The 14,696-nt window shown below is 68.6% G+C and carries 10 protein-coding genes; all 10 read left to right on the forward strand.

The window, feature by feature from the left end:
• Positions 1-306: 306 nt before the first annotated feature.
• Positions 307-828 (forward strand): 50S ribosomal protein L10, encoded by a 522-nt coding sequence (gene rplJ / locus HMPREF3105_RS03390; protein ID WP_070708780.1) that lies wholly within the window; start codon positions 307-309, stop codon positions 826-828.
• Positions 829-897: 69 nt separating this feature from the next.
• Positions 898-1,287, forward strand: a complete 390-nt coding sequence (rplL, locus tag HMPREF3105_RS03395) for a 50S ribosomal protein L7/L12 (RefSeq protein WP_036317747.1) — start codon at positions 898-900, stop codon at positions 1,285-1,287.
• A 285-nt stretch (positions 1,288-1,572) separates the two neighbouring features.
• The gene (rpoB, locus tag HMPREF3105_RS03400; RefSeq protein WP_036317750.1) at positions 1,573-5,079 is read left to right on the forward strand and encodes a DNA-directed RNA polymerase subunit beta; all 3,507 of its coding nucleotides are present in this window, start codon (positions 1,573-1,575) and stop codon (positions 5,077-5,079) included.
• Between the two features lie 83 nt (positions 5,080-5,162).
• On the forward strand, positions 5,163-9,059 hold the full coding sequence (locus HMPREF3105_RS03405; protein ID WP_070708781.1) for a DNA-directed RNA polymerase subunit beta': 3,897 nt from the start codon (positions 5,163-5,165) through the stop codon (positions 9,057-9,059).
• Between the two features lie 310 nt (positions 9,060-9,369).
• Positions 9,370-9,744 carry a 30S ribosomal protein S12 gene (gene rpsL, locus HMPREF3105_RS03410; protein WP_002854787.1) on the forward strand — a complete coding sequence of 125 codons (375 nt, stop codon included), beginning with the start codon at positions 9,370-9,372 and terminating at the stop codon, positions 9,742-9,744.
• A complete protein-coding gene (gene rpsG, locus HMPREF3105_RS03415) occupies positions 9,744-10,214 on the forward strand; it encodes a 30S ribosomal protein S7 (RefSeq protein WP_010080379.1) in 471 nt (156 codons plus the stop codon). The genes rpsL and rpsG overlap by 1 nt, the downstream gene beginning before the upstream one ends.
• A 118-nt stretch (positions 10,215-10,332) precedes the next feature.
• Positions 10,333-12,447: an elongation factor G gene (gene fusA / locus HMPREF3105_RS03420; RefSeq protein WP_036317752.1), complete on the forward strand. Its 2,115-nt coding sequence runs from the start codon at positions 10,333-10,335 to the stop codon at positions 12,445-12,447.
• Positions 12,448-12,728: 281 nt separating this feature from the next.
• Positions 12,729-13,919 carry an elongation factor Tu gene (gene tuf, locus HMPREF3105_RS03425; RefSeq protein WP_036317754.1) on the forward strand — a complete coding sequence of 397 codons (1,191 nt, stop codon included), beginning with the start codon at positions 12,729-12,731 and terminating at the stop codon, positions 13,917-13,919.
• A gap of 128 nt (positions 13,920-14,047) precedes the next feature.
• Positions 14,048-14,188, forward strand: a complete 141-nt coding sequence (locus HMPREF3105_RS13190) for a hypothetical protein (RefSeq protein ID WP_162833779.1) — start codon at positions 14,048-14,050, stop codon at positions 14,186-14,188.
• Entirely contained in the window at positions 14,185-14,652 is a 468-nt protein-coding gene (locus HMPREF3105_RS03430) for a DUF3817 domain-containing protein (RefSeq protein ID WP_036317755.1), read from the forward strand. Before HMPREF3105_RS13190 ends, HMPREF3105_RS03430 begins: the two co-directional genes overlap by 4 nt.
• Positions 14,653-14,696: the final 44 nt, after the last annotated feature.

The raw sequence follows: 14,696 nt of genomic DNA on the forward strand, positions 1-14,696 counted from the left end.
CGGTCGTCCCCGCAGCGGGGACGACCGGCCGGCGTCGTCCCGGGTCGATTTTGCGGGCCCGCCCCGGACGTGTACGCTGGTGCCTACCGAAGACCGCCGGTCGTGGTGCCCTGCCTCCGGGCAGAGCCCACCGAAGGATCTCCCTGACGGAGACGGCCCGCGCAGGTGAACGTGAGCCACGCTCGCATCCGCACGTCGACCCTCCGGGTCCGGCCGCGTCGATGCTCCTGCTGCGCCCCGTGCATCTGCACGGGGCGTTTTCTCGTCTCGGGGTGGCGGTTCCCACGCATCATCGAGAGGAGTGCCATGGCGACGTCCGCGAAGGAGTCGGCGGTGGCTGAGCTCACGGACCTGTTCCGTGAGTCCAGCGCCGCTGTTCTGACGGAATACCGTGGCCTGACGGTGACGGAGCTCAAGCAGCTGCGTGACTCCATCCGTCAGGACGCGACCTACGCCGTGGCGAAGAACACGCTGGCCGAGATCGCGGCCAAGGACGCCGGTCTGGAGGGCCTCGAGGCTCACCTGTCCGGGCCCACCGCGATCGCGTTCGTGACCGGAGACCCGGTCAACGTCGCGAAGGCCCTGCGTGACTTTGCCAAGGATCACGAGGAGCTCGTGCTCAAGGGCGGCTACATGGATGGCCAGCCCCTGGACGAGGCCGGCATCAAGAAGCTCGCGGACCTCGAGTCCCGCGAGGTGCTGCTGGCCAAGTTCGCCGGCGCGATGAAGGGCAGCATGTCCAAGGCTGCCGCCCTGTTCCAGGCGCCGCTGTCCAAGACCGTCCGCACGGTCGAGGCGCTGCGCGCCGCGCAGGGCGAGGCTGCCTGAGCAGTCCGCCCCGGGCTGCACGGCCCACCACTTCACACGTAGTCAAGACGTACCCGTAAAGGAGCCATCATGGCCAAGCTGACCACCGAAGAGCTGCTCGCCGCGTTCGAGGAGCTGACCCTCATCGAGCTGTCCGAGTTCATCAAGGCGTTCGAGGAGAAGTTCGACGTCACCGCCGCCGCCCCCGTGGCCGTGGCCGCCGCCGGCGGTGCCGCCGGTGGTGCCGAGGCCGCCGCCGCCGAGGAGAAGGACGAGTTCGACGTCGTCCTCGAGGCCGCCGGCGACAAGAAGATCGGCGTCATCAAGGAGGTGCGCGCCCTCACCTCCCTCGGCCTGAAGGAGGCCAAGGACCTGGTGGACGGCGCTCCCAAGCCCATCCTCGAGGGCGTCAACAAGGAGACCGCCGAGAAGGCCAAGGAGCAGCTCGAGGGCGCCGGCGCCACCGTCACCCTCAAGTGATGATCGCGGCCTGAGCCGCATCACGCTTCCTCACGAGGCCCCCGGATCCGCACTGCGGACCGGGGGCCTCGTGGCGTCCCAGGTCACGCACCCGCGGCTGGACAGGGGAGACGGGCGGGGATAGGATGGATCTTTGCATCTCCCCTGTTCCGTGCCGCCCGCAGGACCCCGCGTCCCGCCGTGGCCCGCACGGTTCCGCACGGCCTTCATATAGCGGTGGGCCGGCGCCGCCGTCTCGCGGCAGGGGAGCGAACGGAACCCAGAAGGCCTGTGGAAGGATCCTACGTGGTCGCCTCGAGCACCTCCAACGAAACCGCTACCGTCTCCCCGCGATCCGGCGCCTCCGCCGGACGCGTCTCCTTCGCCAAGATCTCCGAGCCGCTGGACGTGCCGGACCTGCTGGCGCTGCAGACCGAGTCGTTCGACCGCCTGATCGGCAATGAGCGGTGGGCTGCGCGCGTGGACGCCGCCCTGGCCGCCGACGACCACTCCGTGCCCGTCACCTCGGGACTGACGGACATCTTCGAGGAGATCTCCCCGATCGAGGACTTCCAGGGCACCATGTCCCTGTCCTTCGCCGAGCCGGAGTTCGCCGACGCCAAGATGACGGAGGAGGAGTGCAAGGATCGCGACGCGACCTTCTCCGCCCCGCTGTACGTCAAGGCCGAGTTCATGAACAACACGACCGGCGAGATCAAGCAGCAGACCGTCTTCATGGGCGACTTCCCGCTGATGACCCGCAACGGCACGTTCATCATCAACGGCACCGAGCGCGTCGTCGTCTCCCAGCTGGTCCGCTCCCCGGGCGCCTACTTCGAGCGCACCCCGGACAAGACCTCGGACAAGGAGATCTTCTCCGCGAAGATCATCCCCTCGCGCGGCGCCTGGTTCGAGCTCGAGGTGGACAAGCGTGACCAGGTCGGCGTCCGCCTCGACCGCAAGCGCAAGCAGCCCGTGACGGTGCTGCTCAAGGCCATGGGCTGGACCGAGTCCCGCATCCTGGAGGAGTTCGGCCACTACGACTCCATCCGCGCCACCCTCGAGAAGGACGGCACCGCGGACCAGGACGAGGCCCTGCTCGACATCTACCGCAAGCTGCGCCCGGGCGAGCCGGCCGCCGTCGACGCCGCGCAGACGCTGCTGAACAACCTGTACTTCACCCCGAAGCGCTACGACCTCGCCAAGGTGGGCCGCTACAAGCTCAACCGCAAGCTCGGCGTGGACGTGCACCTCGGCGACCCCAACGCGTCTGTGCTCACCGAGGACGACATCGTCCAGATGGTGCACTTCATCGCCGCGCTGCACGCCGGCGAGACCGTCATCAAGGGCACGCGCGACGGCGAGCCGGTGGATGTGCGCGTGGAGATCGACGACATCGACCACTTCGGCAACCGTCGCATCCGTGCGGTGGGCGAGCTGATCGAGAACCAGATCCGCACCGGCCTGTCCCGCATGGAGCGCGTCGTGCGCGAGCGCATGACCACCCAGGACGTCGAGGCGATCACCCCGCAGACCCTGATCAACATCCGCCCCGTGGTGGCGGCGATCAAGGAGTTCTTCGGCACCTCGCAGCTGTCCCAGTTCATGGACCAGAACAACCCGCTGGCCGGCCTGACGCACAAGCGTCGCCTGTCCGCGCTCGGCCCGGGCGGCCTGTCCCGCGACCGTGCCGGCATGGAGGTCCGTGACGTCCACCCGTCGCACTACGGCCGCATGTGCCCCATCGAGACCCCGGAAGGCCCGAACATCGGCCTCATCGGCTCGCTGGCGACCTTCGGCCGGATCAACTCCTTCGGCTTCATCGAGACCCCGTACCGCCGCGTGGTCGACGGCCGGGTCACGGACACCGTGGACTACCTGACCGCCGACGACGAGCTGGCCTTCCAGATCGCCCAGGCGAACGCCCCGGTGGATGAGGACGGCCGGTTCGAGGAGGAGTTCGTGCTCTGCCGCCAGCGCGGCGGCGACGGCGAGCCCGTGCTCTCGACCGTGGACGAGATCGACTACATGGACGTGTCCCCGCGCCAGATGGTGTCGGCGGCCACCGCCCTGATCCCGTTCCTCGAGCACGACGACGCCAACCGCGCGCTCATGGGCGCGAACATGCAGCGTCAGGCCGTGCCGCTGCTCCGCTCCGAGGCCCCCTACGTGGGCACCGGCATGGAGAAGTACGTGGCCGTGGACGCGGGCGACTCCGTGACGGCCACCCAGGGCGGCGTCGTGACCGAGGTGGCCGCGGACCTGGTGACCGTCATGAACGACGACGGCACCACCACGCACTACCCGATCATGAAGTTCGCCCGCTCGAACCAGGGCAACGCCTACAACCAGCGCGTGCGCGTGTCCGAGGGCGAGCGGGTGGAGCCGCTGAGCATCATCGCCGACGGTCCCGCCACGGACAACGGCGAGCTCGCGCTCGGCAAGAACCTCCTCGTCGCGTTCATGCCCTGGGAGGGCCTGAACTACGAGGACGCGATCATCCTGTCCCAGCGCATGGTCTCGGAGGACGTCCTCACCTCGATCCACATCGAGGAGCACGAGGTCGACGCCCGCGACACCAAGCTGGGCGCCGAGGAGATCACGCGCGACATCCCCAACGTGTCCGAGGAGGTGCTGTCGCAGCTCGACGAGCGCGGCATCATCCACATCGGCGCCGAGGTGGAGGCCGGTGACATCCTGGTCGGCCGCGTGACCCCGAAGGGCGAGACCGAGCTGACCCCGGAGGAGCGCCTGCTGCGCGCGATCTTCGGCGAGAAGTCCCGCGAGGTCCGCGACACGTCCCTGAAGGTGCCGCACGGCGAGTCCGGCACCGTCATCGGCGTGCGCATCTTCGACCGCGACGAGGACGACGACCTGCCCCCGGGCGTGAACCAGCTGGTGCGCGTCTACGTGGCGCAGAAGCGCAAGATCACCGACGGCGACAAGATGGCCGGCCGCCACGGCAACAAGGGCGTCATCTCGAAGATCCTGCCGCTCGAGGACATGCCGTTCCTGGCGGACGGCACCCCGGTGGACATCGTGCTGAACCCGCTCGGCGTCCCCGGCCGCATGAACCTCGGCCAGGTCATGGAGCTGCACCTGGGCTGGGCCGCCTCGCGCGGCTGGGACATCCAGGGCGAGCCGGAGTGGATCAAGGACCTGCCGAACTTCCCGCGGCAGTCCGGTCCGGTCAACGTGGCCACCCCGGTGTTCGACGGCGCCGAGGCGTACGAGATCACGGGCCTGCTCGGCCACGTGAACGTGACCCGCGACGGCGACCGTCTCATGAGCGACAGCGGCAAGGCGCAGCTGTTCGACGGCCGCACCGGCGAGCCGTTCCCGGACCCGGTGTCCGTGGGCTACATGTACATGCTCAAGTTGCACCACCTGGTGGACGACAAGATCCACGCCCGTTCCACGGGCCCGTACTCGATGATCACGCAGCAGCCGCTGGGCGGTAAGGCCCAGTTCGGCGGCCAGCGCTTCGGCGAGATGGAGGTGTGGGCGCTCGAGGCGTACGGCGCGGCGTTCACCCTCCAGGAGCTGCTGACCATCAAGTCGGACGACATCCACGGCCGCGTGAAGGTCTACGAGGCCATCGTCAAGGGCGAGAACATCCCGGAGCCGGGTGTTCCCGAGTCCTTCAAGGTGCTCATCAAGGAGATGCAGTCCCTCTGCCTGAACGTGGAGGTCCTCTCCGCCGACGGCCAGGCCATCGAGATGCGCGACGCGGAGGACGAGGTCTACCGCGCCGCCGAGGAGCTGGGCATCGACCTCTCCCACGCCGAGCCCAGCTCGGTGGAGGAAGTCTGAGCCGGGCCCGATCCCGCATCCACAAGACGTCACCTGAGAACCACTGAACCAAGGGAGTTCACCGGAGCATGAGCGTGAACAGCATGTCCACTGACAACTCTTTCGGCCTGATGCGCATCGGCCTGGCCACGGCGGAGGACATCCGCCGCTGGTCCTACGGCGAGGTCAAGAAGCCGGAGACCATCAACTACCGCACCCTGAAGCCGGAGAAGGACGGACTCTTCTGCGAGAAGATCTTCGGCCCCACCCGTGACTGGGAGTGCGCGTGCGGCAAGTACAAGCGCGTGCGCTTCAAGGGCATCATCTGCGAGCGCTGCGGCGTCGAGGTGACCCGCTCGAAGGTGCGCCGCGACCGCATGGGCCACATCGAGCTGGCCGCGCCGGTCACCCACATCTGGTACTTCAAGGGCGTGCCCTCGCGCCTGGGCTACCTGCTGGACCTGGCGCCGAAGGACCTCGAGAAGGTCATCTACTTCGCGGCCTACATGATCACCTCGGTGGACGAGGAGGCCCGGCACCGTGACCTGGCCAACCTCCAGGCCGAGTACGACCAGGAGACCCGTGTCCTGGCCGACCAGCGCGACTCCGACATCGCCGCGGTGGCCGCCGACCTCGAGAAGGACCTGGCCAAGCTGGAGTCCGAGGGCGCCAAGGCCGCCGAGAAGAAGAAGGCCCGCGACGCCGCGGACAAGACCATGGCGCAGATCCGCAAGCGCGCGGACGCGGAGCTGGACCGCAAGGAGCAGGTCTGGGACCGCTTCAAGAACCTCAAGGTCGCCGACCTCGAGGGCGACGAGGGCCTGTACCGCGCCATGCGGGACAAGTACGGCCAGTACTTCGAGGGCTCGATGGGCGCGGAGGCGATCCAGCGTCGCCTGCAGACCTTCGACCTCGAGGCCGAGTCCGAGATGCTGCGCGAGACCATCAAGACGGGCAAGGGCCAGCGCAAGACCCGCGCCCTGAAGCGCCTGAAGGTCGTCAACGCGTTCCTGACCACGGACAACTCGCCCGAGGGCATGGTCCTGGACGCCGTCCCGGTGATCCCGCCGGAGCTGCGTCCGATGGTGCAGCTGGACGGCGGCCGCTTCGCGACCTCCGACCTCAACGACCTGTACCGTCGCGTGATCAACCGCAACAACCGCCTGAAGCGGCTGCTCGACCTCGGCGCGCCCGAGATCATCGTCAACAACGAGAAGCGCATGCTGCAGGAGGCCGTGGACTCGCTGTTCGACAACGGCCGCCGCGGCCGGCCGGTGACCGGCCCGGGCAACCGCCCGCTCAAGTCGCTCTCCGACATGCTCAAGGGCAAGCAGGGCCGGTTCCGTCAGAACCTGCTCGGCAAGCGCGTGGACTACTCGGGCCGCTCGGTCATCGTGGTGGGTCCCCAGCTCAAGCTGCACCAGTGCGGCCTGCCGAAGCAGATGGCGCTGGAGCTGTTCAAGCCGTTCGTGATGAAGCGTCTCGTGGACCTGAACCACGCGCAGAACATCAAGTCCGCCAAGCGCATGGTGGAGCGCTTCCGTCCGCAGGTCTGGGACGTGCTCGAGGAGGTCATCACCGAGCACCCGGTCCTGCTGAACCGCGCCCCCACCCTGCACCGTCTGGGCATCCAGGCCTTCGAGCCGCAGCTCGTGGAAGGCAAGGCCCTGCAGCTGCACCCGCTGGTCTGCTCCGCGTTCAACGCGGACTTCGACGGCGACCAGATGGCGGTCCACCTGCCCCTGTCGCCGGAGGCCCAGGCCGAGGCGCGCCTGCTCATGCTCTCGAGCCACAACATCCTGAAGCCCTCGGACGGCCGCGCGGTCGCCGTGCCGGCCCAGGACATGATCATCGGACTAAACCACCTCACCACGGTGCGTCCGGACGAGGTCGGCGCGGGCAACCTGTACGCGACCGTCGGCGAGGCCATCATGGCGTTCGACGGCGGCGACCTGCACCTGAACGCGCCCGCACGGATCGGCGTCGAGGGCTTCGTGCCGTCGGCGGACGTGCCGGCCCCCGAGGGCTGGTCCGAGGGCGAGATCGCCCTCATCGAGACCACCCTGGGCAAGGTGCTGTTCAACGAGCTGCTGCCGGACGACTACCCGTGGCTGGACAAGCAGGCGACCAAGGGCACCCTCGGTCAGCTGGTCAACGACCTGGCCGAGCGCTACCCGATGGTCGTCACCGCGCAGACGCTGGACAACCTCAAGGACGCCGGCTTCCACTGGGGCACCTGGTCGGGTGTGACCGTGGCGATCTCGGACATCACCTCCGACTTCGACAAGGCCGCCATCATGGAGGGCTACGAGGAGCAGGCCCAGCGCGTGCAGCAGCAGTACGACAAGGGCCTGATCGCGGACGACGAGCGTCGCTCCGAGCTGATCGACATCTGGAACAAGGCCACCGACGAGGTCGCCGCGGCCATGAAGGACGGCCTGCCGGAGCTCAACACCATCAACCGCATGGTGTCCTCCGGTGCGCGAGGCAACTGGCTCCAGGTGCGCCAGATCGCGGGCATCCGCGGCCTCGTGGCCAACCCGAAGGGTGAGATCATCCCGCGTCCGATCAAGTCCTCGTACCGCGAGGGCCTGTCCGTGCTCGAGTACTTCTCCGCCACCCACGGCGCCCGCAAGGGCCTCGCGGACACCGCGCTGAAGACCGCGAACTCGGGCTACCTGACCCGTCGTCTCGTCGATGTGTCCCAGGACGTCATCGTCCGCGAGGACGACTGCGGCACCGAGCGCGGCCTGTCCGTGACGATCGCCGCGCCGAACGCCGACGGCGAGCTGGTGGCCCACGAGCAGGTCGAGAACTCGGCCTTCGCCCGCACGCTGGCCCAGGACGTCACGGGCGAGGACGGCACGGTGCTGGCCTCGGCCGGTGCGGACGTGGGCGACGTGCTGATCGGCGAGCTGGTGGCCGCCGGCATCACGGAGATCAAGGTCCGCTCGGTCCTGACCTGTGAGTCCGCCGTGGGCACCTGCGCGAAGTGCTACGGCCGCTCCATGGCCACCGGCCAGCTGGTGGACATCGGCGAGGCCGTCGGCATCATCGCGGCCCAGTCGATCGGTGAGCCGGGCACCCAGCTCACCATGCGCACGTTCCACACCGGCGGTGTGGCCTCGGCCGACGACATCACGCAGGGTCTGCCCCGCATCCAGGAGCTCTTCGAGGCCCGCACCCCGAAGGGCGTGGCCCCGATCTCCGAGGTCGCCGGCCGCGTGACCATCGAGGACACCGAGGCGTCCGTGCGCCTGCTGCTCACCCCGGACGACGGCTCCGAGGAGATCGCCTACCCGGTGCTGCGCCGTGCGCGCATCCTCGTGGCCGACGGCGAGCACGTGCCGGTGGGCACGCAGCTCGTGGCCGGCGCCGTGGACCCGAAGCAGGTCCTGCGCGTGCTCGGCCCGCGGGCCGCGCAGCGGTTCCTCGTGGACGAGGTGCAGAACGTGTACCAGTCCCAGGGCGTGGGCATCCACGACAAGCACGTGGAGGTCATCGTCCGGCAGATGCTGCGTCGCATCACCGTCATCGAGTCCGGTGACACCGACCTGCTGCCGGGTGAGCTCACGGACCGGGCGCGCTTCGTGGCCGCCAACCGCGCCGCCGTCGCCGAGGGCCGCCAGCCGGCCTCCGGCCGCGACGAGCTGATGGGCATCACGAAGGCCTCGCTGGCCACGGACTCGTGGCTGTCGGCCGCATCCTTCCAGGAGACGACCCGCGTCCTGACGCAGGCGGCCATGGAGGGCAAGTCCGACCCGCTGCTGGGCCTGAAGGAGAACGTGATCATCGGCAAGCTGATCCCGGCCGGCACGGGCCTGGACCGCTACACGAAGACCGTCGTGGAGCCGACGGAGGAGGCGAAGGCCAACCTGTTCGCCTCGCCGGCCGGCTTCGCGGACTTCGACTACCCGGGCCTGGACCAGTCGCTCGGCGAGAACGACTTCCACGCCGTCTCGCTGGACGACTACGGCCGCGGGGGCGACTTCCGCGCCTGATCCGTGTCCCCCAGGGGCCCGCCGCTCCGCCGCTCACGCGGGGGAGGGGCGGGCCCCTTGGCCGTGCGGGGCCGGCTCGTCGAGGGCGCCGGGGCGTGCTATGCTGTCAAGGATTGTTTTTCGTGTGGCAAATTGGACGCTGTCCGGGTCGCGGGGTCATTGCGCGGCAGATGCCACACTTTTGCACGCCTGCGGACGTCTGCTCGTTGCGAGCCCCCACAGGGAGAGGCAGAGCAGAGGAACGAGCAGCCGGCGCCCCGGGCGCCGGTCGATCACGTCAGCGATCACCGAAACACAGGAAGGCTGAAGAGTGCCTACGATTCAGCAGCTGGTCCGCAAGGGCCGCTCACCCAAGGTCGTCAATACGAAGGCCCCTGCCCTGCAGGGGAACCCCATGCGTCGTGGCGTGTGCACCCGTGTGTACACCACCACGCCCAAGAAGCCGAACTCGGCGCTGCGCAAGGTCGCCCGTGTGCGCCTGAACGGCGGCATCGAGGTCACGGCCTACATCCCCGGCGAGGGCCACAACCTGCAGGAGCACTCGATCGTGCTCGTCCGCGGCGGTCGTGTGAAGGACCTGCCCGGCGTGCGCTACAAGATCGTGCGCGGCGCCCTCGACACCCAGGGCGTGAAGAACCGCGGCCAGGCCCGCTCCCGCTACGGCGCCAAGAAGGAGAAGAAGTAATGCCTCGTAAGGGTCCTGCGCCGAAGCGCCCCCTCGTCGTCGATCCCGTCTACGGCTCCCCGCTGGTCACGCAGCTGATCAACAAGGTGCTCGTCGACGGCAAGAAGTCCACCGCCGAGCGCATCGTGTACGGCGCGCTCGAGGGCGCCCGTGCCAAGAACGGCGCCGATCCCGTGGCCACCCTCAAGAAGGCCATGGACAACATCAAGCCGGCCCTCGAGGTGCGCTCCCGCCGCGTCGGCGGCGCCACCTACCAGGTGCCCGTCGAGGTCAAGCCGGGCCGCTCCACGGCCCTGGCCCTGCGCTGGCTGGTCGGCTTCTCCAAGGCCCGCCGTGAGAAGACCATGACCGAGCGCCTGATGAACGAGATCCTGGACGCCTCGAACGGCCTGGGCGGCGCCGTGAAGCGTCGCGAGGACACCCACAAGATGGCCGAGGCCAACAAGGCCTTCGCCCACTACCGCTGGTGATCCGTGTGGCCCGGGGCGCGCGATCCGCGCCTCGGGCCGCAGGTGCGTCCTCTCGGACGGGCCACCCACCGCATCCACCTCACGAGCCCCCCCATTCCACCCGACCAAGGGAGACACCGTGGCACAGGACGTGCTGACCGACCTGCACAAGGTCCGCAACATCGGCATCATGGCCCACATCGATGCCGGCAAGACCACCACCACCGAGCGCATCCTGTTCTACACGGGTGTCAACCACAAGCTGGGCGAGACCCACGACGGCGGCGCGACGACGGACTGGATGGAGCAGGAGAAGGAGCGCGGCATCACCATCACCTCCGCCGCGGTGACCTGCTTCTGGAACGACCACCAGATCAACATCATCGACACCCCCGGCCACGTGGACTTCACGGTCGAGGTGGAGCGCTCGCTGCGCGTGCTCGACGGCGCCGTCGCCGTGTTCGACGGCAAGGAGGGCGTGGAGCCCCAGTCGGAGACCGTGTGGCGCCAGGCGGACAAGTACAACGTCCCGCGCATCTGCTTCGTCAACAAGATGGACAAGCTGGGTGCGGACTTCTACTTCACCGTCGACACCATCGTGAAGCGCCTCGGCGCGCGTCCGCTCGTGATGCAGCTGCCGATCGGCGCCGAGAACGACTTCGTGGGCGTCGTCGACCTGCTCTCCATGAAGGCCTTCGTGTGGCCGGGCGACGCCAAGGGCGACGTCACCATGGGCGCCTCCTATGAGACTCGCGAGATCCCCGCCGAGCTCCAGGAGAAGGCCGAGGAGTACCGCAACGAGCTCGTCGAGGCCGTCGCCGAGACCTCCGAGGAGCTCATGGAGAAGTACCTCGAGGGCGAGGAGCTCACCGTCGAGGAGATCCAGGCCGGCGTGCGCCAGCTGACCGTGAACGCCGAGGCCTACCCGGTGTTCTGCGGCTCCGCGTTCAAGAACCGTGGCGTGCAGCCGATGCTGGACGCCGTGGTCGCCTACCTGCCGAACCCGCTGGACGCCGGCTCCGTCAAGGGCCACGCCGTGAACGACGAGGAGGAGGTGCTGGAGCGCGAGGCGTCGAAGGAGGCCCCGTTCTCGGCGCTCGCCTTCAAGATCGCCACGCACCCCTTCTTCGGCACGCTGACCTTCATCCGCGTGTACTCCGGCCGCCTGGAGTCCGGTGCGCAGATCCTCAACGCCACCAAGGGCAAGAAGGAGCGCATCGGCAAGCTGTTCCAGATGCACGCCAACAAGGAGAACCCGGTGGACGAGGTGGTCGCCGGCCACATCTACGCCGTGATCGGCCTCAAGGACACCACCACGGGCGACACCCTGTGCGATCCCGCGAACCCGATCATCCTCGAGTCGATAACCTTCCCGGAGCCCGTGATCTCCGTGGCCATCGAGCCGAAGACCAAGGGTGACCAGGAGAAGCTCTCCACCGCCATCCAGAAGCTCGTCGCCGAGGACCCCACGTTCCGCGTGAACCTCAACGAGGAGACCGGCCAGACCGAGATCGGCGGCATGGGCGAGCTCCACCTGGACGTGTTCGTGGACCGTATGAAGCGCGAGTTCAAGGTCGAGGCCAACGTGGGCAAGCCCCAGGTCGCGTACCGCGAGACCATCAAGCGCAAGGTCGACAAGGTCGACTACACGCACAAGAAGCAGACCGGCGGCTCCGGCCAGTTCGCCAAGGTGCAGCTGTCCTTCGAGCCCCTGGACACCGCCGAGGGCGAGGTCTACGAGTTCGAGAACGCCGTCACCGGCGGTCGCGTGCCCCGCGAGTACATCCCCTCGGTGGACGCGGGCATCCAGGACGCCATGCAGTTCGGCGTGCTGGCCGGCTACCCGATGGTCGGCGTGAAGGCCACCCTGCTCGACGGCGCGTACCACGACGTCGACTCCTCGGAGATGGCGTTCAAGATCGCCGGCTCCCAGGCCTTCAAGGAGGGTGTCCGCAAGGCCAACCCGATCATCCTCGAGCCGCTGATGGCCGTGGAGGTCCGCACCCCCGAGGAGTTCATGGGCGACGTCATCGGCGACCTGAACTCCCGCCGCGGCCAGATCCAGTCCATGGAGGACGCCACCGGCGTGAAGGTGGTCAACGCCCTCGTGCCGCTGTCGGAGATGTTCGGCTACATCGGCGACCTGCGCTCCAAGACGCAGGGCCGCGCGGTGTACTCGATGACCTTCCACTCCTACGCCGAGGTCCCCAAGGCCGTGGCGGACGAGATCATCCAGAAGTCCCAGGGCGAGTGACCGCAGGTCACCTGCTCTGAACGACCTGCCCCGGGTCGGCCGCCGCAGCCGCGGCCGGCCCGGGGCGACCGGACCGCCCTTCCCGGCGCGGCGGTCCGCGATCAGGACGGGTCAGGTCCGGTCCGCTTCCGGCGGTCCCGACGGCCTGGAACCGGACTGGCCCTCGTGAGGCCGGGATTTCCCCAACCCCGCACCATCCGAGTAGACTCAGTCAAGTTGTCAGCACGTCGCAGGCGGCTGAGCAGTCTTCTTGACGATGAACCAGTTCTTAGGAGGAACTAGTGGCAAAGGCAAAGTTCGAGCGGACGAAGCCGCACGTCAACATCGGCACCATCGGCCACGTTGACCACGGCAAGACCACGCTGACCGCCGCCATCTCGAAGGTCCTGTACGACAAGTACCCGGACCTGAACGAGGCCCGTGACTTCGCGACGATCGACTCCGCCCCCGAGGAGCGTCAGCGCGGCATCACCATCAACATCTCCCACGTGGAGTACCAGACCGAGAAGCGTCACTACGCCCACGTGGACGCCCCCGGTCACGCCGACTACATCAAGAACATGATCACCGGCGCCGCTCAGATGGACGGCGCGATCCTCGTGGTCGCCGCCACCGACGGCCCGATGGCCCAGACCCGTGAGCACGTGCTCCTGGCCCGCCAGGTCGGCGTGCCGGCCCTGCTCGTGGCCCTGAACAAGTCGGACATGGTCGAGGACGAGGAGCTCCTCGAGCTCGTCGAGATGGAGGTCCGCGAGCTGCTGTCCTCCCAGGACTTCGACGGCGACGAGGCCCCGGTCATCCGCACCTCCGGTCTGAAGGCCCTCGAGGGCGACCCCCAGTGGGTCAAGTCCGTCGAGGACCTCATGGAGGCCGTGGACGAGTTCATCCCGGACCCGGTCCGCGACAAGGACAAGCCGTTCCTGATGCCGATCGAGGACGTCTTCACCATCACCGGTCGTGGCACCGTGGTGACCGGTCGCGCCGAGCGCGGCACCCTGAAGATCAACTCCGAGGTCGAGATCGTCGGCATCCGCGACGTGCAGAAGACCACCGTCACCGGCATCGAGATGTTCCACAAGCAGCTCGACGAGGCCTGGGCCGGCGAGAACTGCGGTCTGCTGCTGCGCGGCCTGAAGCGCGACGACGTGGAGCGCGGCCAGGTTGTGGTGGAGCCGGGCTCCATCACCCCGCACACCAACTTCGAGGCGAACGTCTACATCCTGTCCAAGGACGAGGGTGGCCGTCACAACCCGTTCTACTCGAACTACCGCCCGCAGTTCTACTTCCGCACCACCGACGTCACCGGCGTCATCACGCTGCCCGAGGGCACCGAGATGGTCATGCCCGGCGACACCACCGAGATGTCGGTCGAGCTCATCCAGCCGATCGCCATGGAGGAGGGCCTCGGCTTTGCCATCCGCGAGGGTGGCCGCACCGTGGGCTCCGGCCGCGTCACCAAGATCACCAAGTGATCTGACGCATCCCGTCTCGTGGCTCCGTTGAGCCGCTGACGCGCGACGCCCCCGTCTCCGGGTCCCCCGGAGGCGGGGGCGTCGCCGTGTCCGACGACGGCGCGGCGGCGGCGGCTAGGCTGGGGAGCATGCCTGAACTGCTCATCCTCATCGTGGTGCTCGCCGTGGCCGTCGTGGCCGTGCGCTGGGCGCTGCGGACCTTCCGTCCCGAGATCGACCGTGCCCGGCGCATCCGGCGCGCGAACCGCGGCGGGGAGCTGGAGCGATGAGCCTGCCCGGCCCGCGCCGCCTCTTCGCCGTCACGGCGATGGCCGAGATGTTCACCTGGGCCGGTCTGCTGATCGCCATGGGCCTCAAGTACGGCGGAGTCACGGAGCGGGTGGTGCCGATCGCCGGCGGCGTCCACGGCTTCGTGTTCCTCTGCTACCTCGTGGTGACGGTCGCCGTGTGGATCGACGGGCGGTGGCCCGTGGCCCGCGGACTCCTCGGCCTCGGTTCGACGATCGTCCCGTTCATGACGGTCCCGTTCGAGCGGGCCCAGCGGCGGCGCGGCGAGCCGGCGTCGCGGTGGCAGGTCGTGGACCGCGCGCCGGGGGAGCGGGGGCCCCTCGAACGGCTTCTCGTCGTGGTGCTGCGCCATCCGGTGGTCAGCGCGCTCCTGGCGGTCGCCGTGGTCGCCGTCGTCTTCACCCTGCTGCTCAACGCCGGCCCGCCCACCGAGTGGGGCCGCTGAGCCCGGGGGGCCGTCGGGCCCGGCCCGCCGATTGGCGGACCGGG

The sequence above is a fragment of the Micrococcus sp. HMSC31B01 genome, from assembly GCF_001816085.1.
Classification (GTDB): Bacteria; Actinomycetota; Actinomycetes; order Actinomycetales; family Micrococcaceae; genus Micrococcus; species Micrococcus luteus.